The 24,076-nt window shown below is 71.2% G+C and carries 22 protein-coding genes; 15 read left to right on the forward strand and 7 right to left on the reverse strand.

From position 1 onward, the window contains the following. The first annotated feature begins 1 nt into the window (after position 1). Together ACQP2X_RS20315 and ACQP2X_RS20320 are read left to right on the forward strand one after the other, a co-directional pair. A complete protein-coding gene (locus ACQP2X_RS20315) occupies positions 2–1,126 on the forward strand; it encodes an NAD(P)H-dependent flavin oxidoreductase (RefSeq protein WP_498699214.1) in 1,125 nt (374 codons plus the stop codon). Continuing rightward, positions 1,113–2,645 (forward strand): acetyl-CoA acetyltransferase, encoded by a 1,533-nt coding sequence (locus tag ACQP2X_RS20320; protein ID WP_498699216.1) that lies wholly within the window; start codon positions 1,113–1,115, stop codon positions 2,643–2,645. Before ACQP2X_RS20315 ends, ACQP2X_RS20320 begins: the two co-directional genes overlap by 14 nt. Here ACQP2X_RS20320 and ACQP2X_RS20325 read toward each other — a convergent pair. The 3 genes from ACQP2X_RS20325 to ACQP2X_RS20335 form a co-directional block, all read right to left on the reverse strand. After that, positions 2,617–3,075, reverse strand: coding sequence for a hypothetical protein (locus ACQP2X_RS20325; protein WP_498699218.1), 459 nt, complete (start codon positions 3,073–3,075; stop codon positions 2,617–2,619). The two genes, ACQP2X_RS20320 and ACQP2X_RS20325, sit on opposite strands and share 29 nt — an antisense overlap. A gap of 73 nt (positions 3,076–3,148) precedes the next feature. Further along, positions 3,149–3,418 carry a hypothetical protein gene (locus tag ACQP2X_RS20330; protein ID WP_498699220.1) on the reverse strand — a complete coding sequence of 90 codons (270 nt, stop codon included), beginning with the start codon at positions 3,416–3,418 and terminating at the stop codon, positions 3,149–3,151. Positions 3,419–3,420: 2 nt separating this feature from the next. Then, positions 3,421–4,488 (reverse strand): cutinase family protein, encoded by a 1,068-nt coding sequence (locus tag ACQP2X_RS20335; protein ID WP_498699223.1) that lies wholly within the window; start codon positions 4,486–4,488, stop codon positions 3,421–3,423. Positions 4,489–4,606: 118 nt separating this feature from the next. Between ACQP2X_RS20335 and ACQP2X_RS20340 the strand changes: the two genes are divergently transcribed. The 3 genes from ACQP2X_RS20340 to ACQP2X_RS20350 all read left to right on the forward strand — a co-directional run bounded on the left by ACQP2X_RS20340 (position 4,607) and on the right by ACQP2X_RS20350 (position 6,696). After that, on the forward strand, positions 4,607–5,218 hold the full coding sequence (locus tag ACQP2X_RS20340) for a DUF2625 family protein (RefSeq protein WP_498699224.1): 612 nt from the start codon (positions 4,607–4,609) through the stop codon (positions 5,216–5,218). Positions 5,219–5,244: 26 nt separating this feature from the next. Continuing rightward, the gene (locus ACQP2X_RS20345; RefSeq protein ID WP_498699225.1) at positions 5,245–5,613 is read left to right on the forward strand and encodes a hypothetical protein; all 369 of its coding nucleotides are present in this window, start codon (positions 5,245–5,247) and stop codon (positions 5,611–5,613) included. Between the two features lie 114 nt (positions 5,614–5,727). Continuing rightward, positions 5,728–6,696: a zinc-binding dehydrogenase gene (locus tag ACQP2X_RS20350; RefSeq protein WP_498699227.1), complete on the forward strand. Its 969-nt coding sequence runs from the start codon at positions 5,728–5,730 to the stop codon at positions 6,694–6,696. Here ACQP2X_RS20350 and ACQP2X_RS20355 read toward each other — a convergent pair. After that, complete coding sequence (locus ACQP2X_RS20355; RefSeq protein ID WP_498699229.1) at positions 6,691–8,091, reverse strand: NAD(P)/FAD-dependent oxidoreductase; 1,401 nt, start codon at positions 8,089–8,091, stop codon at positions 6,691–6,693. The genes ACQP2X_RS20350 and ACQP2X_RS20355 overlap by 6 nt on opposite strands. Before the next feature lie 58 nt (positions 8,092–8,149). Here ACQP2X_RS20355 and ACQP2X_RS20360 point away from each other — a divergent pair, with 58 nt between their 5' ends. The 4 genes from ACQP2X_RS20360 to ACQP2X_RS20375 all read left to right on the forward strand — a co-directional run bounded on the left by ACQP2X_RS20360 (position 8,150) and on the right by ACQP2X_RS20375 (position 13,752). Beyond that, positions 8,150–8,839 carry a TetR/AcrR family transcriptional regulator gene (locus ACQP2X_RS20360; protein ID WP_498699230.1) on the forward strand — a complete coding sequence of 230 codons (690 nt, stop codon included), beginning with the start codon at positions 8,150–8,152 and terminating at the stop codon, positions 8,837–8,839. A gap of 182 nt (positions 8,840–9,021) precedes the next feature. After that, the gene (locus ACQP2X_RS20365; protein ID WP_498699232.1) at positions 9,022–9,987 is read left to right on the forward strand and encodes a LacI family DNA-binding transcriptional regulator; all 966 of its coding nucleotides are present in this window, start codon (positions 9,022–9,024) and stop codon (positions 9,985–9,987) included. Positions 9,988–10,062: 75 nt separating this feature from the next. After that, a complete protein-coding gene (locus ACQP2X_RS20370; RefSeq protein WP_498699233.1) occupies positions 10,063–11,829 on the forward strand; it encodes a glycosyltransferase in 1,767 nt (588 codons plus the stop codon). 21 nt (positions 11,830–11,850) lie between these two features. Beyond that, entirely contained in the window at positions 11,851–13,752 is a 1,902-nt protein-coding gene (locus ACQP2X_RS20375; protein WP_498699234.1) for a GAF domain-containing sensor histidine kinase, read from the forward strand. Here ACQP2X_RS20375 and ACQP2X_RS20380 read toward each other — a convergent pair. Beyond that, complete coding sequence (locus ACQP2X_RS20380) at positions 13,727–13,939, reverse strand: DUF5999 family protein (protein ID WP_498699235.1); 213 nt, start codon at positions 13,937–13,939, stop codon at positions 13,727–13,729. The two genes, ACQP2X_RS20375 and ACQP2X_RS20380, sit on opposite strands and share 26 nt — an antisense overlap. Positions 13,940–14,057: 118 nt before the next feature. On the opposite strand from ACQP2X_RS20380, the gene ACQP2X_RS20385 reads away from it, so the two are divergent. Further along, on the forward strand, positions 14,058–14,702 hold the full coding sequence (locus tag ACQP2X_RS20385) for a response regulator (protein WP_498700985.1): 645 nt from the start codon (positions 14,058–14,060) through the stop codon (positions 14,700–14,702). 2 nt (positions 14,703–14,704) lie between these two features. Here ACQP2X_RS20385 and ACQP2X_RS20390 read toward each other — a convergent pair whose 3' ends face one another. Together ACQP2X_RS20390 and ACQP2X_RS20395 are read right to left on the reverse strand one after the other, a co-directional pair. After that, entirely contained in the window at positions 14,705–15,052 is a 348-nt protein-coding gene (locus ACQP2X_RS20390) for a response regulator (RefSeq protein WP_498699237.1), read from the reverse strand. A gap of 70 nt (positions 15,053–15,122) precedes the next feature. Further along, the gene (locus ACQP2X_RS20395) at positions 15,123–18,023 is read right to left on the reverse strand and encodes a M36 family metallopeptidase (RefSeq protein ID WP_498699238.1); all 2,901 of its coding nucleotides are present in this window, start codon (positions 18,021–18,023) and stop codon (positions 15,123–15,125) included. A gap of 137 nt (positions 18,024–18,160) precedes the next feature. Between ACQP2X_RS20395 and ACQP2X_RS20400 the strand changes: the two genes are divergently transcribed. From ACQP2X_RS20400 to katG, 5 genes are all read left to right on the forward strand, one after another. Beyond that, positions 18,161–19,498 carry a diguanylate cyclase domain-containing protein gene (locus tag ACQP2X_RS20400; RefSeq protein ID WP_498699240.1) on the forward strand — a complete coding sequence of 446 codons (1,338 nt, stop codon included), beginning with the start codon at positions 18,161–18,163 and terminating at the stop codon, positions 19,496–19,498. An 11-nt stretch (positions 19,499–19,509) separates the two neighbouring features. Further along, positions 19,510–20,019 carry a hypothetical protein gene (locus ACQP2X_RS20405; RefSeq protein WP_498699242.1) on the forward strand — a complete coding sequence of 170 codons (510 nt, stop codon included), beginning with the start codon at positions 19,510–19,512 and terminating at the stop codon, positions 20,017–20,019. 119 nt (positions 20,020–20,138) lie between these two features. Then, a complete protein-coding gene (locus ACQP2X_RS20410) occupies positions 20,139–21,326 on the forward strand; it encodes an acyltransferase family protein (RefSeq protein WP_498699245.1) in 1,188 nt (395 codons plus the stop codon). Between the two features lie 41 nt (positions 21,327–21,367). Further along, complete coding sequence (locus ACQP2X_RS20415; protein ID WP_498699247.1) at positions 21,368–21,787, forward strand: Fur family transcriptional regulator; 420 nt, start codon at positions 21,368–21,370, stop codon at positions 21,785–21,787. Beyond that, positions 21,787–24,024 (forward strand): catalase/peroxidase HPI, encoded by a 2,238-nt coding sequence (gene katG / locus ACQP2X_RS20420; protein ID WP_498699249.1) that lies wholly within the window; start codon positions 21,787–21,789, stop codon positions 24,022–24,024. Before ACQP2X_RS20415 ends, katG begins: the two co-directional genes overlap by 1 nt. Positions 24,025–24,076: the final 52 nt, after the last annotated feature.

The raw sequence follows: 24,076 nt of genomic DNA on the forward strand, positions 1-24,076 counted from the left end.
CATGCGCACGGCCCTGACCGAGTTGCTCGGCGTCGAGCATCCGATCGTCGGCTTCAACCGCTCGCCGGCGGTGGTCGCGGCGGTGACCAACGCCGGCGGCTTCGGGGTGCTCGCCGCCTCGGCGTACTCCCCGGCCGAGCTCGACGCCCAGTTGAGCTGGATCGAGGAGCGGGTGGGCGGGAAGCCGTACGGCGTAGATCTGCTTGTGCCGTCGAAGTTCGTCGCCGGAGATCCTGGTTCTCTCGTCGCCAGTCTCCGCGCGCAGATCCCGTCGTCGCATCTGGCTTTTGTCCAGTCTTTGCTCGACAAATACGACATTCCGGTTTCGTCGTCGATTATCGACCACAGTGAGGTCGCGGCGGCGATCACGCCCGATGGGGCGCCGGCGCTGCTGGACGTGGCGTTCAAGCACCCGATCGCGCTGATCGCGAACGCGCTCGGCACGCCGCCGCCCTCGCTCGTGGCGCGGGCCAAGGAGGCCGGCGTCGTGGTCGCCTCCCTGGTCGGCAAGGCCCAGCACGCGGAACGGCAGATCGCGGCCGGTGTCGACGTGCTGGTCGCGCAGGGCACCGAAGCCGGCGGGCACACCGGCACGATCGCCACCATGGTCCTCACCCCGGAGATCGTCGACATCGCCGGCGACCGTCCCGTGCTGGCCGCCGGTGGCATAGCCGACGGGCGGCAGATGGCGGCGGCGCTGGCCCTCGGCGCGGCCGGCGTGTGGTGCGGCTCGGTGTGGCTCTCCAGCGAAGAGGACATCGCGGTCCAGGCCATCAAGGACAAGTTCCTGGCCGCGACCAGCGCCGACACCGTGCGCTCACCCACCCGCACCGGCAAGCCGGCCCGTCAGCTGCGCACCGCCTGGCACGACGAGTGGGAGGCGCCCGGCAGCCCGCAACCGCTGCCGCTGCCCCTGCAGCTGATGCTGGTCGAGGAGGCCTGGCAGCACATCGACGCGGCCGCGCAGGACGGCCACGAGGGCGCGCTCAAACTGGAGTCGTTCTTCGTGGGCCAGGTCGTCGGCTCCTTCCAGGGCATCCGCCCGGCCGGGGAGATCACCCGCCGGATGGCCGAGGACTGCCAGCGCCGCATCGCCGAGCTCGGAGGTCTCATTGCCCCTGCCTGACAGCACCCCGGTCATCGTCGGCGTAGGCCAGGTCTCGGAGCGCTTCGGCGAACCCGGATATCGGGGCCGCTCGCCGGCCGACCTGGCGGCCGACGCCGCCCGGGAGGCCCTGGACGACGCCTCGGTCGCCGCATCCGAGATCGACACCATTGCGGCGGTACGCCAGTTCGAGGTCTCCCTGCCCTTCTCGCAGGCTCCGCTCGGCCGGTCGGACAACTTCCCGCGTTCGGTGGCGGCCCGCGTCGGCGCCGCGCCGTACCGGGCGGTGCTGGAAGTCGGTGGTGGTCAGAGCCCGCAGCGCCTGGTCAACGAGTTCGCGGCGGCGATCGCGGCCGGTGACGCGCGGGTCGTGCTGCTGGTGGGCGCCGAGGCGATCTCCACCATCGAGCGGCTGGCCCGCTCCGACTCGCCGCCCGACTTCACCGAGCACGCGCCGGGGTCGCTCGAGGACCGGGGGTTCGGGCTCGAGGGCATCGTCTCCTTCGACCATTTCCCGTACGGCCTGACGGAGGCGCCCACGTACTACGCGCTCTTCGAGAACGCGCGCCGCGCCCGGCTCGGCCTGTCGCGCGCCTCCTATGCCGCCGGGATGGGAGCGCTGTTCGAGCCGTTCACCCACGTCGCGGCCGCGAACCCGCACTCGGCGGCGCCGGTCGTGCGGAGCGCGGCCGAACTGGTCACCGTCACCGAGGCGAACCGGCCCATCGCCGACCCGTACACCCGCTATCTGGTCGCGCGGGAGAAGGTCAACCAGGGGGCGGCGGTGCTGCTCATGTCGCTCGCGGCGGCGCGGCGTCTCGGCGTACCCAGGGAGAAGTGGGTCTTTCTGGCCGGTCATGCCGACCTGCGGGAACGTGACCTGCTGGCCCGGGCCGACCTGTCGGGCAGCCCGGCCGCGGTGACGGCGACCCGGCACGCCCTCGACCTCGCCGGCACCGACATGGGCGAGCTGGCCAGCATGGACCTCTACAGCTGCTTCCCGGTGCCGGTCTTCGCCATCACCGACGCCTTCGGCCTGGCACCGGACGACCCGCGAGGGCTGACCGTGACCGGCGGGCTGCCGTTCTTCGGCGGAGCGGGCAACAACTACTCGATGCACGCGATCGCGTCGACGGTCACTCTCGCCCGGTCCGCGCTGGGAAGCTACGGCTTCGTGGGGGCGAACGGCGGCATGATGAGCAAATACTCGACCGGCGTCTACACGACGGCGCCGGTGGCGTGGAAGCCGTCCGACAGCCAGAAGTTGCAGGCCGAGCTCGACGCCCGTCCGGCACCGGCCGAGGCGGTGGCACCGTCCGGACCGGCGGTCGTCGAGACGTACACCGTCAAACACGACCGCGGCGGCGACCGGACCGGCATCGTCGTCGGGCGCCTGGAATCCGACGGGAGCCGCTTCCTGGCCCACGGCGACGAGATCCTCGACCTGCTGGCCGAGGGCGAGCCGATCGGCGAGCGCGTGGTCGTGCGCCCGGACGACGACGGCAACCGCGTCAGCCGGCCGCCTCGAGGAACGGTTTGACCTGGGCGGTGGGCGTCAGCAGGGTGATGGAGGAGCCGTCCGCGAAATCGAGGCGCAGGCGGCCGTCCTTCTCGGCGGCCTTGGCCAGCTTGGCGCGGGGACACTCCCAGCGCAGCCGCAGGGACTGCTCGGAGGCCCGCCGGAAGAGGCCGCCCCGCTGGGCCAGCACGATGAGGCGCTGATCGGTGAGGGCCAGAATCCGGGGGTCGTTGACCGTGCGGAGGTGCTCGTCCAGGCCGACGGCGAGGCTGCGCGGCGCGCCGTTGAGGCCGCGCCGCTCCTGAACCGGCCGCCGGAAACGCCAGGGCGACATCTCGGCCCGCGTCATGCCGACCACGGTGCGCCCGTCGGCCCGGCTCACCCAGACGGCGGCCCGGAGGGTCTCACCGGCCTGAAGATGCTCCTGTACCCCGGCCTCAGCACTCGACATCACGGTCCGCCTCTCCTCGTACACCTCGCGGTCAGTCGACCACGAGGTCACGAGGGCGCTCGCACCGGGCCCGTCAGCCCGCCGCCACAGTCACCGCCGGATAGGGCTGGTAGGACTGATCGGGGGTGTCGAAGTTCGCGGCGCGGCAGGTGGCGCTCACCCGCCAGCCGCCGGCGCCGGACCCGGCCGGCAAGGTCAGCGCCACCGCGTTCCAGCGCCCGGCCGAGGTCACCGAGGTGGTGGCCGTCACCACCGGTTTGCCTCCGCGGACAGCGTCGTGCACCGCGACCTCGACGTTCTGCGCCGGCGCCGGATAGGCGCCGCAGCCGCCACCGTCGGTCACCGTCAGCGCCCGCCCCAGCTGGTGGTGGTGACGGTCTGAGTGAAGGTGTACGTGACCAGGGTGCGACCACCGGTCCGCACGTTCGGATCGGTGGACGCCTCACAGGTCACCGTCGCGGTGTAGGTGCCCGGCGCGGCGTTCTCGGAACTGCCGACCCGCGCTGTGCTGCTGTCCACATCAGTGAAGGCCTCGGACGCCGACTGGCCGGCGCCGCGCGCCACGACGAGCACATAGCCGCTGGCCACGGCCGGGCAGCTGAACCCGGTGACGTACGAGACGAAGCCGGCCCGGCCGCTGGGCCGGTAGACGGTCAGAGCATCCCGGCGCAGCTTGCCGGCGACCTTGGCGCCGAGATCGGTCAGCTGCGACCCGAGCCGGTAACTGGTGTGCAAGGCGATGCCGACGCCGATGCCGGCCCGGGTGGTGTGCGCGGCCGGCTTGTGATCGCAGACGATGTCGAGGGTGTGGCACAGGCTGAACACACGGCCGCCCAGCCCGCTGCCGAACTTGCGGCCGTTGGCCTGCGACCAGCGCGGATACCACTGGCCGACGCCCTTGGCCCTGGCGCCGGCGGTGCCGAGCATCTGCCCGTCATCGCCGGGCAGCCGGTCGCCGTCGCCGACGAGCGCGATGGCGTCGACCCGATCGGTCACGCGGGTGCCGAGAATCTGCATGCTGCGGTGAACGAGCATGGCGCCCTGCGAGTAGCCGGCCAGGACGAGACGCTCGCCGGGGCAGCGGCGGATCCGCTCGAACAGGAAGGTGTTGAGCTTCTCCTCGCCGCCGATGAGGCTCTCCATGTACCGGGCGATGCCGTTGCCGGGAATCAGCATGACCGGAACGGCGGCGGCCTTGTAGGGGAGCGCGTAGGCGGTGACGGTGCGGCCCTTGGCCTTGGCCTTGACGGCGTTGTAGACGGCCGTGACTTCGGCGCCCATGCCGCTCTCCCCGGAGCCGGCGACTCCGACGAACAGCACGTCACCACAGTTCGGGCCGGCCGCGCTCGCGGCGTGCGGCGCCGCGGTCAAGGTCGCGACCACCAGCACCAGAACCGACAGGATCCGTTTCATCAGCGCAGCATGACGGCCGGGCCGACCGTCATGGGAGCGTCATCCCCCGGCCGTGGAACGATCCCGCCGCGCGGGGTCGCCCGCACGACTCGTCCGGTTCCTCTGGAAGGCTGAGCGGGTGGAACAGTCTGCGTGGCCCGAGATCTCGGCGCTGGTGGAAGCGGCGCCCTATCCGGTGGAGGTGCTGGCGGCGGATCCCGGGCGGGCGTCCGCCAGCCTGGCCGCCCTGGAGATCACGACCAGGTCCTGGCTCGGGGCGGTGGTGACCAACAGCGGCGGGCTGCTGATCGATCACGGCTGGCTTCGGGTGCTCGGCGGTGGGCACGACGGGCTGCCGGACGTGGCGGCCGAAATGACACGTGGGGCCGGTCGCCTGGTCGTCGCCTTCGATGTGATGGGCGGGCAGTTCGCGTGGTCGGGCGCGCGGCCGACGGTGCATTACTTCGGCCCGGACGACCTGACCTGGCAGGATCTGGAACTTGGCTATGGCGACTGGCTGGAGGCGATGCTGGCCGGCGCCACGACCGAGTCCTTCGCGGGCCTTCGATGGCCGGGCTGGGAGGCCGAGGTGGCCGGCGTTGCCCTGGACCAGGGAATCCACACGGTGCCGCCACCCTGGACCCGGGAGGGAAAGGATCTGTCGGCGGTGTCCCGCAAGCCCATCCGGCTCGCTGAGCTCGTTGCGGTCCACCAGGATTTCGCGCGTCAGCTCGGCCGCCTCCAGCGATAGGAGCGAGCCAAGTGAAAGGCGCGTTTGTGATCTCGAACGACCCGCGCCTGGCCGAGCAGATGACGACCGCTCTGGCGAGAAGAGGCGCTCGTTCGTCGCCGGACGGGGTCAGCCAGCTGCAGGACGACCAGGGACGCTTCTTCACCTTCTTCGGGCCGGTGGAGCCCTCCCAGCGCTGGGACTGGCAGGACGGCCACGATCAGGTTGAAGGCGGAGGACCCGGCCCCGATCTGGCGACGGCCACGGCTTGCTGGGTCGAGTGCCGGTGGGAAGGCTGGTTCGCTGACCTTTTCAGATCCATGGCGGCTGAGCTGCCGGGCCCGGCATGGGTGCTGGACAACAACGACGTCCTGTGGCCGGCCGACGAGATCGATCCAGCTCGGATATCCCTGTGACGGAGTGCCGTCCGCCTCGAGGGACGCGAAGGTCAGCTTCGCGATGAATTGACTTCAACCGGGCTTGATGTTTCATCCTTTCCGTCCTGAGTCGTCAAGCGGGGGAGCGGATGAATGCGGGTGGTTCAGGCAGTCGGGTTCGGCGGCCCCGAGGTGCTGGTGCTCGCCGAGAGACCGGATCCCGTCGCTGGTCCCGGTCAGGTCGTCGTCGACGTGGCGGTGGCCGGCTTGACGTTTGTCGAGACGCAGATTCGGCGTGGCACGGACAAATGGCATCAGCGGCCGCGTCTGCCGTACGTCCCCGGCGGTCTGGTCGCCGGCCTCGTCGACTCGGTGGGTTCGGGCGTGGACGAGGCCTGGCGAGGGCGGCGGGTCATCGCCGGCACGGGGGAGACCGGCGGTTTCGCCGAGCGTGCCGTCGCGCGGGCCGATGACCTGTTCGCCGTGCCGGACGGGCTCGGGCTGCCGGAGGCGGTCGCTCTCCACAGCGACGGCAGCACGGCCCTCGGGCTTGTCGAGCGTGCCGGGGTCACCTCAGCCGACCGCGTGCTCGTCGAGGCCGCGGCCGGCGGCGTGGGCAGTCTTCTGACTCAGCTCGCCCTCGCGGCCGGTGCCCACGTCGTCGGGGCCGCGCGGGGGCCGCGCAAACTGGCCGCCATCGAAGAGCTGGGCGCCGCCGCGGTCGACTACTCCGAGCACGACTGGACCGACCAAGTGCTGGAGGCGACCGGCGGGGCCGGGCCGACGGTCGTGTTCGACGGGGTCGGTGGCCGGATCGGCCGGGCCGCCTTCGCCGTGACGGCCCGGGGCGGCCGGTTCTCGGTCCATGGCGCGTCCAGCGGTGACGTCACGGACGTGACCGCGGCCGAGGCGCGGGATCGGGGCGTGGACCTGATCGGCATCGAGCAGCTCTTCGGCTTCGGCCCGCAGGTGGCCCGGTGGGCGGCGCGGATGATGGACCACGCCGCCGCGGGCACCGTCCGGCCGCTCATCGGGCAGACCTTTCCTCTTGAGCGTGCCGCCGACGCGCACGCCGCCGTCGAGGGCCGCACCGCGACAGGCAAGACGCTGATCCTGTTATGAGTCGAACGAGAAACCCATGAGGTTCGCCGCCCGGAGGATCAGGCCGTCGCGCCCCGCATTGCGGTCCGACGCCGCGATGGCGCGGCGAATGACCTGGACCGCCGGGTAGGTGAGGGGTTCGGGTGGGATCGGCAGCGGGCGCTTGGTGGCCATTTTCAGTTGGGTACGGCTGTTGTCCGCACCCGCGAGCAGATCGAGCATGACCGTGCCCGCGAAACGGGTGGCGGCCACGCCCAGACCCGTGAACCCGCCCGCGTAGGCGACCTTGCCGTTCATCGCCAGACCCTGGAACGCGGCCAGCTGCGTCGACATGTCGATCATGCCGCCCCAGGTGTGTGTGAACGTGATGTCGTGGAGCTGGGGGAACGTACGCAGGAAATGGTCGGCCAAGCGGTTGAACGTCTCCGGGCGCTGGTCGTACTCGGGGCGGATGCCGCGGCCCCGGTGGTACACGGCGTCGTAGCCGCCCCACAGGATCCGGTTGTCGGCGGTCTTGCGGTAGTAGTGGAACTGCCTCGACGTGTCAGAGATGCCGAAGCGGCCGTGCCAGCCGATCTCGTCGAGCTGGCCGTCGGTGAGCGGCTCGGTCATCAGCACGTAGTCGTAGACCGGCAGGGTCAGCAGGCGGTTGCGCCGCAGCAGGGACGGGAAGCCGTTGGTGGCCAGGACGGCCTGCCGGGCGCGGATCGTGCCCATGCCGGTGGTGGCGCGGACGGTGCCGCGCCCGTCGGTGAGGTGTTTGACCGGCGTGTGCTCGAAGAGGCGTACCCCCAAAGCCTGGCAAGCGGCCTTGAGGCCCCAGGCGAGTTTGGCCGGGTGCACCAGCGCGTTGCCCGACTTGTGGAAGACGCCGGCGCGGTAGAGCGGCGACCGCACGGGCAGATCGCCGGGGCCGAGGAAGCCGGGCTGCGCGCGCAGCTCGTCGACCTGGTGTGGCTCGGTGGCGACCGAGAGCGCGCCCTCCTCCTCGAACTCGGCGTCGATGCCGTGCCTGGTCAGCGCGTCGCGGAACCCGGCGAAGTTCTCGGCCGCCAGGGTGTCGAGCACGTCCAGGTCGCCTGCGAAGTAGCGGCGGCCGTTGGCCGGGCCGTGGGTGAGGCTGGCCTCGACGAAACCGCCGTTGCGGCCGCTCGCGGCCCAGCCGATCTCCTCGGCCTCGACCAGTACGACGTCGCGGCCCGGGTCGCGTTCCTTGGCCTGAAGGGCGGTCCAGAGCCCGCAGTAGCCGCCGCCGACGATCAGCAGGTCGGTCTCGACGGCGCCCACGAGGGCGGGCAGCGGGGCCGGCCGGCCCGGGTCCTCGAGCCAGAACGGGGTGCGGGCCGCGCCGGCCAGGGCCGAGCGGAGCCGTTGAGCGTCGGTGCGGATGTCGAGGTCGTATGCCGGCCTGGTCATGAACCCAGGACACCGCTGTCGTACGCTTAAGTCAATGCGTTGACATAAGGAGGCGGCCATGCGGGACGCGGGATCGGCGAGAGTGCGGCGGCGGCCCACCCGCACCGGGGTGGTCCTCGAACCCGACCTGATCATCGACGCGGCCCTGCGGCTCATCGAGGCCCCCGGCGGCAACGCGCTGACCGTCCGCCGCCTCGGCGTCGAGCTGGGCGCCGACCCGAGCGCGATCTACCGCTACTTCCGTGACCTCGACGCGCTGCTCATCGCCATCGCCGACCGCCTGATCGGCGAGACCCTGACCGGTTTCGAGCCCGGCCCCGACTGGGCGGCCTCGCTGCGCGAGCTGGGCGAGCGCGTGCACGACTCGATGCTGCGACACCCCCGCCTGGCCCAGTTGCGGGCGGTCCGCTTCACCGCCGGCCCGAACGAACTGCGAGCCGACGACATAGGCATAGGCCTGCTGCTGCGGGCCGGCTTCTCGGGCGCCGACGCGGTCCGCCACTATTCCGACTTCATCGACGCGGTCCTGTCCTTGGCCGCCATGGACGCCGCCGAGCTGGCGCCGGGCCAGGAGCAGACGGACAAAAGAGCTTTGGCCCAGACGTACGCCTCCTTCAGCGCCGCCGAATATCCCCACCTGGCCGCCGTGCGAGAGCACCTCCCACAGGTGACGTCATCCCCGTTCCCGGGAGTGCTCGACAAACTGATCTACGCGATCACAGCGCGGAGCCCTGCTCGTCCGAGCTGACAGCAGTTCGCCTCCGCCGCTGTGTCCGGGCGGGACATGGATGGCGTGATCTCGCGTGCGAGGGCGGCCGTCGATGTTATCGATAGCTTGGCTAACAGCAACGATATGATCCCCGGGTTCGAGCGGAAGCCGGAGGACGGGCACCCATGGTTGATGACGCGGCGCGTACCAGGCAGCCGAGCATGGCTGACGTCGCGCTGGAGGCGGGGGTGTCGGCGCAGACGGTGTCGCGGACTCTCCGGGACTCGCCGAACGTCAACCCGGAGACCCGGCGGCGGGTTCTCGAAGCTGTGGAACGGCTCGGCTATCGGTTCAACAACGCGGCGCGCAGCCTCTCGTCCGGGCGCAGCAACACCATCGGGCTCGTTCTGCTCCAGTCGGGGGGCTATTACTCGCGTTCCGCTGTCACCGCCGGGGTCGAGGCGGCCGCGGCCCGGGCCGGGCTGTCGGTGAACATCGCGACCATTGCCGCCCTCGACACCGGGATGATGGAGAAGTCGCTGGCCAAGCTGGCCGACCAAGGGGTGGACGGCATCGTCATCGCCGTTCCGCTGATCTCCGTCACGCAGAAGATGGAGGACATCACCCGCGAGATCCCCACCGTCACGCTCGACGGTTCCCGCACGCGCGGGGCCCAGATCCTCGGCATCGACCAGCGGGAAGCCGGGCGGCTGGCCACCCAGCACCTGCTCGATCTCGGGCACCGGCAGGTGTGGCATCTGGCCGGGCCGGACGAGTGGATCGAGGCCCGGCAGCGCCGGCAAGGGTGGCGGGAGTGCCTGGAGGCGGCCGGGCTGACCGCGCCGCCGCCGCTGGAGGGGGACTGGTCGCCCGAGTCGGGTCATCGGCTGGGGCAGATCATCGCGATGATCCCGGATGTCACGGCCGTCTTCGTGGCCAGCGACGAGATGGCGTTCGGGGTGGTCAAGGCGCTGCGCGAGCGCGGGCGTTCCGTTCCCGGTGACGTGTCGATCGTGAGCGTGGACGACATCGAGCTGGCCGCCTACTGCTATCCGCCGCTCACCACCGTGCGCCAGGACTTCTACCGCTCGGGGGTGGCCGCGGTCGGGCTGCTTCTCGGCGAGGAGCGGCAGGAGGACGTGCCGCTCACCCTGTCGGTGCGGGAATCGACCGCCCCGCCGGCCTGAGATCGGGGGCATTGACCGGCGCGGATGCGGTGGATAATGTGCTGATCATTTCGTCGGATCCGGGGGCGTTCGACTGTGATCATCACACTGGTCGCGGACACGTTCGACGTCAACAACAACGGCACCACGATCTCGGCCACGCGGTTCGCCGACGGCTTGATCGCGCGCGGCCACACCGTGCGCGTGGTGGCCTGTGGCCGGAGCCGGAAGCCGGGCCCGGGGCCCGAGGTCTTCGGGCTGCCCGAGCTGCACGTGCCGATCGCGAGCCGCCTCGCCCACAAGCAGAGCACGCTGTTCGCCAAGCCGGTCCGTGAGGTGCTCACGAGCGCGATCCGGGGCGCCGACGTCGTGCACATCTATCAGCCGTGGGCGCTGGGCCGGGCCGCCGAGCGGACCGCCCGCCGGCTCGGCGTGCCCGCGGTGGCCGCCTTTCACGTGCAGCCCGAGAACATCACCTACAACGTGGGGCTGGGCTGGTTCCGGCCGGCCGCGCACCTGCTCTACCTGCTGCTGCGGCTGTTCTTCTACGGCCGTTTCGCCGACATCCACTGCCCGTCGGCCTTCATCGCGGCCCAGCTGCGCGCCCACGGCTACCGGGCCCGGCTGCACGTCATCTCCAACGGGGTGGACGACTCGTTCCGCCCCGGTCCGTCAAAGCCGGCGAATCCCGTGTTTCGCATCTTGATGATCGGCCGATTCGCGCCCGAGAAACGGCAGGACGTCTTGATCAAGGCGGCGAAGAGGTCACGCTACGCCGGCAAGATCGAGCTGCACTTCGCCGGGCATGGTCCATCGGAGAAGCGCCTGAGGAAAAGAGCGGCGGAGCTGGAGAACGAAGCCCGGTTCGGCTACTACGCGCAGGACGAACTGATCGAGCTGATCCGCGGCTGCGACCTCTACGTGCACGCCGCCGACGCCGAGATCGAAGGCCTGTCGTGCCTGGAGGCGTTCTCCTGCGGTCTCGTCCCGGTCATCTCCGGCAGCCGCCGCAGCGCGACCGGCCAGTTCGCCCTCGACGAGCGCAACCTCTTCCGGGCCGGCGACGCCTCGTCGCTGGCCGAGCGGATCGACGGCTGGATCGAGGACCCGGCCGGTCTGGCCGCCGCCTCCGAGACCTACGCGCGATACGGGCGGCTCTACTCGGTCGACCGCAGCGTCAAAGCCATCGAGCGCGTCTACACGCGCGCCGGCCGGGCCCCCGAGCGGCCCGCCGGTCACGCCGGCCCCCTCTACCGGCTGCTGTCGGCCGTCTTCTACTACGCGATCGCCATCCCGCTGCTCTATCTGGTCACCCGCGTGGTGCTGGGCGTGCGCGGCGAGGGCCGCCACCGGCTGCCCAAGGGCGGCTTCATCACGGTCTGCAACCACGTGCACCACCTGGACAGCGCCCTGGTCGCGATCGCCCTCTTCCCGCGCCGGGCCGTCTTCACCTCGGCGCCCGTCAACCTCGAGAACCGTTGGTACGGCGGGCTCGTGCGCCTGCTGGGCGGTGTCGCCGTACCGCCGAGGGCCGTGCAGTTGCCCTTGTTCTTCTCGGAGATGGAGCTCTTCCTCGCGCGGGGGCGCATCGTGCATTTCTTTCCCGAGGGCGAGCTTCGGCCGTACGACACCAGCCTGCGCGACTTCAAGCCAGGAGCGTTCCACCTCGCCGCGCAGGCGCGGGTGCCCGTGGTGCCGTTGTCGATCCGATTCGCCGCGCCGAGGGGCCCGCGCCGCCGCCCCACGATGATCGTGACCGTGGACGAGCCGATCGTGGCGGCCACGGCCGACCCGCGCCGCGACCGGCGCCTGCGGAGGGAGCTGACGCGGGGGGTCATGATCCGCGCCATTGTGCGGGAATGAAAGCTTTGGCAGCCTCAACGGGTGCGACGCCGACTGCCACTCTCTCTCGAAGTCACCCTGTCCCTGCTCTCCGGGGTCGGCTCGTTCGTGGTCGTGGCACTCATCAGCACCTATATGCGCGACCACGTGCCGACCGTGCACGCGCCTCTTCTCGGGCTGATCCTGCTCGCGATCGTCCTGGTCCTGGCCCGCACGGCCGGGATCATGTACGCGCTGCCGGTCGGCGTGGCCGCCGTGCAGGCCTTCGACTGGTACTTCCTGCCGCCGCTGCGCGTCCTCAACGACACGTCGCTGATCGTGCTGGCCCTGTTCATCAGCACCGCCACCATCGTCTCCACGGTCGCCACCGTGGCCACCCGCCGCGCGGTCGAGAGCGAACGGGCCCGCGGCGACCTGGCCGGTGAGCAGGCCGCGCTGCGCCGGGTCGCCACGCTGGTGGCCGCGCAGGCCAAGCCGTCCGAGGTGTTCACCGCGATCGCCGACGAGCTGGCCGGCCTGATCGGGGCCGAGGGCACCTTCGTGGCCCGGCACGACGACGAGACGGTCACCGTCGTCGCCTCGTACGGCCTGCTCACCGACGAGATGCCGGTCGAGCGCCGTCTCGAGCTGAGCGCGGACGCCTCCTATCTGATGCGCACCGCGATCGAGTCGGGCGAACCGATCAAACGGGTGGGCGAGTCATTCCGCACCGGGCCGTTCAAGGACATCATCGGGCGGCTCGGCCTAGGCGCCGCGATCGCCACCCCGGTCACGGTCGGCGGCCGCCAGTGGGGCGTGATCGTCGCCGCCACCACGCAGCCCGACTTCGCGCCCGGCACCGAGGCCCGCATCTGCGACTTCATGGAGCTGGCGGCCACCGCCATCGCCAACACGCAGGCCGAGCAGCAGCTGCGCGAGCTGGCCGAGACACAGGCCTCGCTGCGCCGGCTGGCGTTGCTCATCGCACAGGGCGAGGCGCCCGAGCGGGTCTTCACGGCCGTCACGGCCGAGGTGCTGCGGCACTTCGGCGGCGGGCACGCCCGGCTCGTGCGCTACGAGCTCGACGGCACGGCCACGCTGCTCGCGGGTGATCCGTGGGACGGCGACGCGCTGGCCGCCACGGTCCGCGAGACCGGCCGGGCCGCCCGGGTCGACGACACCCTGGTCGGCGTGCCGATTCACGTGAACGGGCGGCTGTGGGGCATGTTCGTGGTGGGCCGGGGCGAGGAGGAGCTGCCGGCCGACACCGAGGACCGGATGACCGAGTACACCGACCTGGTGGCGACCGCCGTGGCCGACGCGCAGAGCCGGGCCGACCTGCAGAGCTCGCGGGCCCGCATCGTGGCCGCGGCCGACGAGGCCCGGCGGCGCATCGAGCGCGACCTGCACGACGGGGCCCAGCAGCGGCTGGTGGCGCTGGCCCTGCGGCTGCGCGGGCTCGGGATGGGTGTCGAGGGGGAGACCCGGCGTGAGGTGACCGACGTCGCGGGCGACCTGATGACCGTGATCGACGAGCTGCGGGAGCTGTCCCGGGGCATCCACCCGGCCGTGCTCTCCGACTCCGGCCTGCGGCCGGCGCTGCGGGCTCTCGCGCGCCGTTCACCGCTTCCGGTGGAGGTGGACGTCCGTCTCGGCGACCGCCTGCCGTCCGCGGTCGAGGTGGGCGCCTACTACGTCGTGTCCGAGATGGTGACCAACGCGGCCAAGCACTCCGGCGCCTCGGTGGTCGAGGTGACCGTCGACCTCGACGGCGACGTGCTGCGGCTGGTGGTCCGGGACGACGGCGCCGGGGGAGCGGATCCCACGCGCGGCACCGGCCTGCTCGGGCTCAAGGACCGCATCGAGGCTCTGGGCGGCACGTTCGACGTGCGCAGCCCGGCCGGCGGCGGCACGACCGTGACGTGCCGGGTGCCGTTGGTTACGCGGCCACCCGACGGCTCGTGACCGGCTGCGGGGCGCGGCGCTTGCGGCTGGTGATGGCAATCACGGGCGCGGCCCGCACGGCGCTGTCGAGCACGATGGCGCCGTTGCACAGCATGGCCCATCCGAGGTCGGCGTGATGCATGATGACCTGCGCGGTCTCGGCGCCGGGCTGGTCGATGGCGGGGCACTGCGGCTGGTGTTCGCACATGACTACAGCCTCGTCATCCGGCCGTTTCCGCACATCTCCGTTAGCCCGACTCCCGTTTACCGGCTCCCCGGTACCGGCTAGCCGGTAGGTGACCGGGGATAATGGGCCGGTGAGCGGCATGCGGGTGGTATTGGCGGAGGACGACGTCCTGCTGCGCGAGGGTCTGGCGAGCCTGCTGGACCGGTCCGGCCTCGAGGTGCTGGGCCAGGCGGGCGACGCGGTCGAGCTGATGACGCTGGTCCGGCAGCACAAGCCCGACCTGGTGGTGGTCGACGTGCGGATGCCGCCCACGAACACCACCGAGGGGCTGAAGGCGGCCAAGCAGATCCGCGAGGAGCTGCCCGACACGGGCATCCTGGTGCTGTCCGCCTACGCCGACGTCGAGCAGGCCATGGAGCTGCTGGCCAGCGGCCGCCGCATCGGATATCTGCTGAAGAGCCGGATCACCGACGTGGCCGAGTTCCTGGCCGGGCTGGAGCGGATCGCCGGTGGGGGCTCGGTCATCGACCCCGGCCTGGTCGAGGAGCTGGTCAGCTCGCGGCGCCGCGACGACCCGCTGGCCGTGCTGAGCGCCCGCGAGCGCGAGGTGCTGGCCCAGATGGCCGAGGGGCAGTCGAACGCGGGCATCGCCCGGCGGCTGTTCATCACCGAGGGCACGGTCGAGAAGCACGTCCGGAGCGTGCTGGCGAAACTGCAACTGCCCGAGACGGACGACCACCACCGCCGGGTGCTCGCCGTGCTGGCCTTCCTTGAAGCGAGATGAGCCTAGAGGCGCGCTAGGAGTTTCTCCACGGCCGCGGCGGAGAGCTCGAGCTTCGACAGGAAGCCGATGGCCGGGCTCTCCTCGATGAGGTCGTGATAGTCGTCGCCGGCGTGCGTCGAGATCATGATGACCGGGGTCGGCGAGAGCCGCCGCGCGAGATCGAAGCCGCTCTCCCCGCCCAGGTTGATGTCGACCAGGGCCACGTCGGGCCCCAGCTCGCCGGCGCGGCCCACGGCGTCGGCGATGTGCGAGGCCGTGCCCGCGACGACCAGCCCCTCGCGCTCCAGAAGGTCGCGCGCGGCGGCTAGGAAGTGCTCGTTGTCATCGACGAGCAGGCAACGCAATGTCACCTCACCAGGGTCGCATCCCCGGACATCCCGCGCATTCCTGCTAGCGGTAGTCCGGGGACGCTTCCCCGCATTACTTGGTGAAGGCCTGGAACTCGGCCACGCGCACGTTCAGCGCCTGGGGGCTGGCCGTGGTGCAATCGGTGTTCGCGCGCGGATCGGCGTCCTGCTCACCGGCGTAGTCGGGCGCGCCGGTGCACTGGTTGGTCAGCACCTCGAGGCGCAGGTGCGTGGCCGTCGTCGACCGGATGTCGAACGACCGGACGATGACCTCGGGCGCGCGGGGCCGGGGCTTGCCCGACGGGAACGCGTCCGGCCGGCTGGTGAACACGGACCGGAAATCGGCCGCGTTCGCGCAGGTGACCGTGGCCGAGGCCGTGCAGGCCAGCACCCGGAACTGCCGCAGCGCGCTGAAGCGGCTCTGCGCGGCGTTGTCCACGTCGGTGGTGATCTGCGGCCGCAGCATGGCGCTCACCTGCACCCGGCGCACCGTCTGGGGCCGGTCACCGGCCAGGTCGACGGTGACCTGACGGCCGGCGACCGGCGCGCCCAGCGACGCCCAGTTGGTGGCCTCGTCGTCGTCGGTGATCCGGGCCAGGTTGACGCCGTCGCCGGTCGCCGTGGCGCCGGAGGTGCCCGACGCCAGGTTGACCGGCATGCGCACGGTGAGCGTCCGCCGCTGACCCCAGCCGTACGGCGACTCGCCCACCCGGGCCAGGCCGTGACCGGGCGCCTGGGCGACGAACCGGTACGACCCCGGCACGATGCTGACCGTGTCCGGCAGGGCGGTGGCCGGGTCGGTGTCCGCGATCGGCACCGCCCGCGCCTGGTAGTCGCCGGCGAACAGCTTGGCGCCGGCCACCGGCTTGCCCCGCTCGTCGACCGGGCGGAACGTGACGACCGCCTCCTTGGCGTACGGGGAGGTGAAGTCGGGCCGCGGGTCGGCGTCGGTGGCGCCGGCGCTCACCGCGTTCTGGCCCAGGCCGCGCCGGGCGAAGGCGTTCCACAGCAGGTCCTGGTTCTTGCCGCCGAAGCGCACCAGGTCGGCCCCGATCAGGGCGTCGCGGGCGTCGACCTGGCTGTTGGCGCTGTTGGCCAGCAGCAGGAACGAGTCGAAGACCAGCTGGATCCAGCGCCGGTTGCCCGGGCAGGACGTCACCGGCGTACGGCCGTTGGCGCACGACTTCTGCAACGCCGGCGACCCCGAGCCGTACCGCTGCATGAAGGCCTTGCGGATGTCGAAGTTGGTCGCGCTCCACAGCTCGCCGGACGCGTGGACCTGGAGTCCGACGAAGTCGTAGTCGACGCTGCCGTAGGTGAGTTGCGGGTTGCGGCTCATGTTGTGGTTGCGGATGCCGGCGGTGGCGTCACCCGTGACGTATTCGCCGACCGTGTACGTCTTCTGGTAGCCGTGCTCGTAGAGATATTCGATGGCCAGCAGGTCGGACCAGCTCTCGCTCATGCCCTGCGGCGACGAAAGGCCGCCGTCCGGGCCGGCGATCATGCGGTTGGTGACGGCGTGCCCGTACTCGTGGGCGATGACCGACATGTCGTAGTCACCGTCGACGCAGGGGCCGTAGAAGGTGCCCGCGATCGGCTGCCACAGGTACATGTTCGTGATCGGGGCCTCGCCGTCGGGCGGGGTGATCTGGTTGGCGTTGTTGCGGGCGGCGAAGGTCGGCGGGCCGCCGCTGATGCCGCCGGCCTGTGCGTTGCCCTGCTCGTAGTCGTTCGGCAGGCCGCCCGGGCGCGGGTTCTCGTCCTGCATGTTCCAGGTCGCCTCGGTGAAGCCGAGGTGGTACGTCCAGTCGTGCATCCGGTTGTGCATCGCGAACAGGTTGGCCCGGGCCGCGTCGATGTCGTTCTTGGCCGGCGACTCGAAGGTCGTGGGCGCGCACCGCTCGCGGTACCACTGGTTGGTCCACGGGTAGTCGTACTCGCGGTCCGGCCGCGGGGTCGCGGTCTCGGTGCCGACCGTGAACGGGTCGCTGGAGTTCCAGTTCTCCACCGCGATGGCGTTGTTGCCCCGGGTGGTGAAGGTGGGCTCACCGGTGGCCGGGTCGACGTCCCAGCCGAGCGGGGAGGCCGGGGTGCCGACCACCTCGTCGCAGCGCGGCCCGGGGGCGAAGCACCACGTGCGGCGGGTGTCGCGTGACGAGTAGCTGGTCGGCGGGTTGGCCGGGAAGACCTCCCACTCCGGGTGGTCGCTGTCGGCGTCGACGATGTCGTCGCGGACCAGCACCTTTCCGTCGCGGGCGTCGACGTACGTCGTGTAGGCGACCGGGTCGGCGCCCTGGAGATCGTCGCCGAACGTGACCTGATGGGCGGCGCGGGCGCCGCGGTCGACGGTGGGCACGGCCACCAGCTTGGTCGACATGACGACGGCGCCGGGCAGGCCGGCCTCGGCCTTGGCGGCGGCCGCGGCCTGGTCGGCGGAGAGCGTGGCCGGCTCGGGCGCCGCCGCGTCGCGGGCCAGCGACGAGCTGACGTACCAGACCTTGCCGTCACGCACGCCCACCGAGAGCAGGCCGTCACGGCCGGCGGCCAGGTCGCCGAAGCGCTGCCGGAAGACGACCGCCGCGCCCTCCCCGATCGGAGCGGAGGTCAGCAGCTCGAGGGAGTCGGCGCCGGCCTCGGTCAGGCCGAGGACGTCGCGGTTGCCGGCGACGTAGGCGCGGGCGGCGGCCACCGGGTCGGCCGCGAGACCCTCGTCGAGAGGCTCGGCGGCGGCGGTCAGGCTGGCGGGGGTGCCGAAATCGTTCCAGCGGACGTGGTCGCCCGCCGTCTTCGCTCGTTGGGTGGACGTGGGGGCCAGATGGCCCTGCCGGTAGTCCTTGCTTCCGTCCTCGGTCGATGCCTTCGCTGCGGCCGGGCTCGCGGGCGCGGCCTGGCTGCCGGATCCGGCGACCAGGACGAGCGCGGCCGCCAGCAGCCCGGCGGTGGTTCCCGCCGACGCACGGGATGGAGCGCGCACGGTACCTCCTTTGTGGAACGGCTGATGAAGCCATCCGATCGCACGCTCCGCCGCCGCGACATGGGCCAAACATCTAAATACGTCTATTAAACGTCAGACTTCTCAGGTCGCGGCGATCGTGGCCGAACTGCACCTCTGTGGGAACAGGCAGGCGGCTGGGGCTGCGGCTGGAAGCGATCGTGGCGCTCGTGGCCGTGGTCGCGCTGCACCCGTTCGGCCTGGTCGGAATCGCCCCGCTGTGGCTGACCGTCCTGCCGGTCCTGCTGTACGGCGTCACCCAGCTCCCGGCCCTGCGGGAGCGCCGCCTGGCCGCGTACCTGGACATCCTGATCACCGGCTGGGTCGTCTACGCCATCGGCTGGGGGCCCGTGCTGCCCCTGGCCTTCGCCATGGTCTTCAGCATGCACATGCGCACGTTCGGCGGGCGGTTGTGGAAACCGGTCGCCGCCGTCGCGTTCCTCAGCATCACCATCGGCCAGGTGGGCATCGCCCTCGGCGGCATCTTCTGCTATCTCCCGCCGGTTCAGGCGCAGGTGACCGGTTTGTTCGGCGCGCTGCTGACCGTCCTGTTCATCCGGATCCTGGGCACCACGGCCGAGGAGCGCGAGCGGACCGAGGCGCTCTACCAGGCGCTCGTGCAGGACTCCTCGGACGTCTACTGCGTGGTCAGCCCGTCGGGCGCACTCTGCTATGTCTCGCCGGCGATCGAGCACCTGCTCGGCTACGACGTCGAGACGTACGTCCGGCGCGGATGGGAGCCGCTGCTGGAGCCCGGCGACGTCGCCGTGTCCCTGGCCGCCCTCGAGCGGTGCGTGGCCGACCCGGCGACACCGCAGACGCTTCTCACCCGGATGCGGCACGCGGACGGCCGCCGGCGGTGGGTGGAGTCGACGCTGCGTGACCTGACCGCGAATCCGGCGGTGGGCGGGATCGTGGTCAACTTCCGCGACGTGACCGACCGCGTCGAGATGGAGGAGCGGCTCACCTACGAGGCCACCTACGACCAGCTGACCGGGCTGCACAACCGGGCCGCCTTCCTGCGCGGTCTCGCGGCGACCCCGTTGACCCCGGACGTCGCTGTGCTCTTCGTCGACCTGGACGGCTTCAAGGCGGTGAACGACACCCACGGGCACCGGTACGGCGACGCGCTGCTCACATCGGTGGCGGCCGCGCTGCGATCCTGCGTGCGGGAGGAGGACCTGCTGGGCCGGCTCGGCGGGGACGAGTTCGGCGTCGTGCTCACGGCCGGCGGCCCCCTGGACGTGGCGGCGCGGATCCTGGCCGCTCTCGACCGTCCGGTGACGGTCGACGGGGTCGAGCTGCGGGCGCGGGCCAGCATCGGCGTGGCGGTCGCGGACGCCGGTTGCTGCGCGGCGACCGAGCTGTTGCACCGGGCCGATCTGGCCATGTACGAGGCGAAGCGGTCGGGCACCCACGGAGTGCGGATGTATGAGCTCGAGGGCGCCGGGCACTAGGGTGCTCCATCGTGAAGCGTCTAACTCTCATCCAGTCCACCCTGATCGCGCTGCCGCTCGCGCTGCTGACCGCGTGCGGCTCCGATTCGGACTCCTCCGACAAGACGGACACGGCGGCCGCCCCGGCCACCTCATCCGCCGCTCCCGCCACCTCGGCCGCCGCGCCGGCCACCTCCTCGGCCGCCGCGCCCGCCTCGGGTGACAAAGCGCTCTGCGAGCAGGCCAACCAGGCCAAGGTGACCATGACCACGTCGCTCGCCTCGGCCGCGAACTCCGCGGGGGAGTTCGACCCGGCCGCCCTGAAGAAGCTCACCGCCACCTTCGCCGCCGACCTCGACAAGATCGCGCAGGGCGGCGAGGCCGACAGTGAGGTGACGAAGTACCTCAAGGAGCTGTCGGCGGAGTTCGACAAGGCGGCCACGAGCGCCGACCCGGAGAAGGTTCTCGACAGCGGCGCCGTCGACAAGGCCGGCGAAGGCTTCGACAAGGCGTGCGCCAAGCTCGGCGTGAAGGCCGGCTGATCGACGTTTGTCCTGGCTGGACGGCTTATCGGGGCCGAGCCGTCCGGCGGTTCACAGTGTGGGCACAGCCGTGATCTTGTAACTCGCCAGGATTTTGTGCTCACCCGCGGAAGGCCCCCATGACAACGACGACGGCCCCCGCGGGGTCCCGCAACCGGTACATCGACACGCTGCGGGCGGTCGCCATCGTGCGGGTGATCGTCTATCACGCCTTCGGCTGGGCGTGGCTGAGCTTCGTGCTGCCCGCCATGGGCGTGATGTTCGCGATCGCGGGCTCGCTCATGGCGGCGTCGCTGGCCAAGGCCGGCGCCCGCCGGGCCGTGTGGTCGCGGGTCCGCCGGCTGCTGCCCGCCCTGTGGGTGTTCGGCGCCATCGCCGTGCCCGTGATGCTCTGGCACGGCTGGCGGGCCACCGACCCCGACCACCCGCTGCACAAGCTGCAACTGCTGTTCTGGGTCTTCCCGCTCGAGGACCCGCCCGGCAGCAGCTGGGGTGAGCCGTTCTGGGAGGTTCTCTGGTACCTGCGGGCGTACCTCCTGTTCGTCCTGGTCTCGCCCTTGCTGTGGTTTCTCTACAAGCGGTTGTCCTGGGCGATGGTCCTGGCCCCACTGGCCGGGCTGGGCCTGCTCGTCTACACCGGCTTCCGGCTGCCCGACCAGGTCGACGGCGTCATGTGGGACTTCGTGACGTACGCGGCGTGCTGGATCGCCGGCTTCGCCCACCGCGACGGGCGCCTGGCCCGGTTGCCGCTCTACGTGCTGCTGCCCGCCATCGCGGCGCTGGGCGGCTACGGCGGCTACTACCTGTTCTCGAACTCGGACGTGTACGGCCTCGACCTGAACTCGGTGCCGATCGCCCGCACGTTCTGGTCGCTGGCGTTCGTGCTGATCGTGCTGCGCCTGAAGCCGTCGATGGCCTTCCTCGACAAGGTGCCGACCCTGGCCGAGGGCATCCGGGTCGTCAACGCCCGCGCCATCACCATCTATCTGTGGCACTACCCGCTGATCACCGTGGCCGCCCTGCTGCTGGCCCACTACGACGTCCAGTGGGCCACCCCGTCGTACATCGGCTGGATGCTGGCCGTCGAGGCGGCCCTGGTCCTGGCCGCGATCCTGGTCTTCGGCTGGGTCGAGGACGTGTCGGCCAAGCGCAAGGCCTCCCTGTGGCCACGGGCCGCACGCGCTCTCGTCCCGGCGGTGGCGGCGGTACCCAGCGGCCCCATCCTGATCAACGGCACGCCGGTCGGCACCCCGATCCCGCCGCCCGCCCGGGGCGTGGCCCAGGTGCCGCTCACCCCGCCGCACTGAAAACTTGATCTGTTCCAGAAAAGTGGACTACTGTTCGTCGCATGGCGGACGGCTTCGAAGCGCGGCTTCGGGCGGTCTCGCTGCGTGTCACGCGTCCCCGTCTGGCGGTGCTGGCCGCGCTGCGCGACCACCCACACGTCGACACCGACGCGGTGATCTCGCTCGTTCGGGCGGATCTCCCCGCGGTGTCGCACCAGGCGGTGTATGACGTACTGCGTGTGCTCACCGACGCCGGTCTGGTGCGCCGCATCCAGCCTCGTGGCGCCACGGCGCGCTACGAGACCCGGGTCGGCGACAACCACCATCACGTCGTGTGCCGGTCCTGCGGCGCGATCGCGGATGTCGCGTGCGCCGTCGGCCATGCCCCCTGTCTCACCGCATCCGACGATCACGGCTTCGTGGTCGACGAGGCGGAAGTCGTCTACTGGGGCACCTGCCCCGATTGTTCGGAAGGAAACTGATGAGCGACACCCAGGACCCGAAGGCCTCTGGCTGCCCGGTCGCGCACGACTCCGTCACCGCGCACGGCAGTGAGAGCGAAAATCCGGCGATCGACTCGCCGACACCGCACACCGGCGGACGCCCGCGCACGAACAAGGACTGGTGGCCCAACCAGCTCGACCTGACGGTCCTGCACGCCCACTCGTCCAAGGCCAACCCGCTCGGCCCCGCGTTCGAGTACGCCAAGGAGTTCGCCAAGCTCGACGTCGAGGCCATCAAGCGCGACATCGCCGAGACGCTGCACTCCTCGCAGGAGTGGTGGCCGGCCGACTTCGGCCACTACGGCGGCCTCATGATCCGCATGAGCTGGCACGCCGCGGGCACCTATCGCATCCAGGACGGCCGTGGTGGCGCCGGCGACGGCGGCCAGCGGTTCGCCCCGCTCAACAGCTGGCCCGACAACGCCAACCTCGACAAGGCCCGCCGCCTGCTCTGGCCGGTCAAGCAGAAGTACGGCCAGAAGATCTCCTGGGCCGACCTGCTCGTCCTGGCCGGCAACGTGGCCCTGGAGGACATGGGCTTCCAGACCTTCGGCTTCGGCTTCGGCCGCGTCGACACGTGGGAGCCGGAGGAGATCTTCTGGGGTCCCGAGGACACCTGGCTCGGCGACGAGCGCTACGCCTCCGAGAAGACGATGGCCGAGGGCGTCGGCGCGACCGAGATGGGCCTCATCTACGTCAACCCCGAGGGTCCGAAGGGCTCCGCCGACCCGGCAGCGGCGGCGCACTTCATCCGTGAGACCTTCGCCCGCATGGCGATGAACGACGAGGAGACCGTCGCGCTGATCGCCGGCGGCCACACCTTCGGCAAGACCCACGGCGCCGGTGTCGCCGACGGTCACGTCGGCCCCGAGCCCGAGGCCGCCCCGATCGAGGCGCAGGGCCTGGGCTGGCTGAGCACCCACGGCAGCGGCAAGGGCCCCGACCAGATCACCTCCGGCCTCGAGGTGACCTGGACCGACAAGCCGACCCAGTGGAGCAACCGCTTCTTCGAGATCCTCTTCGGCTACGAGTGGGAGCTCACCACGAGCCCCGGTGGCGCCAAGCAGTACGTGGCGAAGACGACCGACGAGATCATCCCGGACCCGTTCGACGAGTCGAAGAAGCACCGCCCGACGATGCTGACGACCGACCTGTCGCTGCGCGTCGACCCGGCGTACGAGAAGATCTCCCGCCGTTTCCTGGAGAACCCCGAGGAGTTCCGCCTCGCGTTCGCCAAGGCCTGGTACAAGCTGCTGCACCGTGACATGGGCCCGGTCGCCCGCTTCCTCGGCCCGTGGGTCCCCGAGGCCCAGCTCTGGCAGGACCCGGTTCCGGCCGTCGAGGGCGCCCTGGTCGGCGAGGCCGACATCGCGGCCCTGAAGCAGAAGGTCCTCGACTCGGGCCTGTCGGTCGCTGAGCTCGTGCAGCTCGCGTGGGCCTCGGCCGCGTCCTTCCGCTCCACCGACAAGCGCGGTGGCGCCAACGGCGCCCGCATCCGTCTCGAGCCCCAGCGCAGCTGGGAGGTCAACCAGCCGGTCGCGGCCGCGCTGACCAAGATCGAGGCCATCGCCCAGGAGTTCAACGCGGCCGGCGGCGCCCAGATCTCGGTGGCCGACCTGATCGTGCTGGCCGGCTCGGCCGCGGTGGAGAAGGCGGCGGCCGACGCCGGCGTCAAGGTCACCGTGCCGTTCCGCCCGGGCCGCACCGACGCCACCCAGGAGCAGACCGACGTCGAGTCGTTCAAGGTCCTCGAGCCCCGCGCCGATGGTTTCCGCAACTACCTGCGCCCCGGCGAGAAGACCCAGCCCGAGATCCTGCTGGTCGACCGCGCGTACATGCTCAACCTGACCGCGCCCGAGATGACCGTCCTGGTCGGCGGCCTGCGCGCTCTCGGCAACAACTTCGGTGGCGCCCAGCACGGCGTGCTCACCGGCAAGCCGGGCGTGCTGACCAACGACTTCTTCGCCAACCTGCTCTCCCCGGGCACCAAGTGGAAGGCGGCGGAGAGCGGCGAGCACGTCTACGAGATCCGCGACCTCGCCACCGACCAGGTGAAGTGGACCGCCACCGCGGTCGACCTCATCTTCGGCTCCAACTCGCAGCTGCGCGCCCTCGCCGAGGTCTACGCCAGCGACGACGCCACCGAGAAGTTCGTCAACGACTTCGTCGCGGCCTGGACCAAGGTCATGGAGCTCGACCGCTACGACCTCGTCTGACCCGTTCCGCGCAAGCCCGGCCGATCGCGATCGGCCGGGCTTTTCGCTGCCG

Origin of the sequence: Actinoplanes sp. CA-131856 (genome assembly GCF_050956135.1) — a bacterium.
In the GTDB taxonomy this organism is placed as follows: Bacteria; Actinomycetota; Actinomycetes; order Mycobacteriales; family Micromonosporaceae; genus Actinoplanes.

Coding starts and splice junctions, on each gene's coding strand:
- ACQP2X_RS20315 (WP_498699214.1), top strand. CDS start 2: ATGCGCACGGCCCTGACCGAGTTGCTCGGCGTCGAGCATCCGATCGTC.
- ACQP2X_RS20325 (WP_498699218.1), bottom strand. CDS start 3,075: ATGTCGAGTGCTGAGGCCGGGGTACAGGAGCATCTTCAGGCCGGTGAG.
- ACQP2X_RS20335 (WP_498699223.1), bottom strand. CDS start 4,488: ATGAAACGGATCCTGTCGGTTCTGGTGCTGGTGGTCGCGACCTTGACC.
- ACQP2X_RS20350 (WP_498699227.1), top strand. CDS start 5,728: ATGCGGGTGGTTCAGGCAGTCGGGTTCGGCGGCCCCGAGGTGCTGGTG.
- ACQP2X_RS20355 (WP_498699229.1), bottom strand. CDS start 8,091: ATGACCAGGCCGGCATACGACCTCGACATCCGCACCGACGCTCAACGG.
- ACQP2X_RS20360 (WP_498699230.1), top strand. CDS start 8,150: ATGCGGGACGCGGGATCGGCGAGAGTGCGGCGGCGGCCCACCCGCACC.
- ACQP2X_RS20365 (WP_498699232.1), top strand. CDS start 9,022: ATGGCTGACGTCGCGCTGGAGGCGGGGGTGTCGGCGCAGACGGTGTCG.
- ACQP2X_RS20380 (WP_498699235.1), bottom strand. CDS start 13,939: ATGTGCGAACACCAGCCGCAGTGCCCCGCCATCGACCAGCCCGGCGCC.
- ACQP2X_RS20385 (WP_498700985.1), top strand. CDS start 14,058: ATGCGGGTGGTATTGGCGGAGGACGACGTCCTGCTGCGCGAGGGTCTG.
- ACQP2X_RS20410 (WP_498699245.1), top strand. CDS start 20,139: ATGACAACGACGACGGCCCCCGCGGGGTCCCGCAACCGGTACATCGAC.
- ACQP2X_RS20415 (WP_498699247.1), top strand. CDS start 21,368: ATGGCGGACGGCTTCGAAGCGCGGCTTCGGGCGGTCTCGCTGCGTGTC.
- katG (WP_498699249.1), top strand. CDS start 21,787: ATGAGCGACACCCAGGACCCGAAGGCCTCTGGCTGCCCGGTCGCGCAC.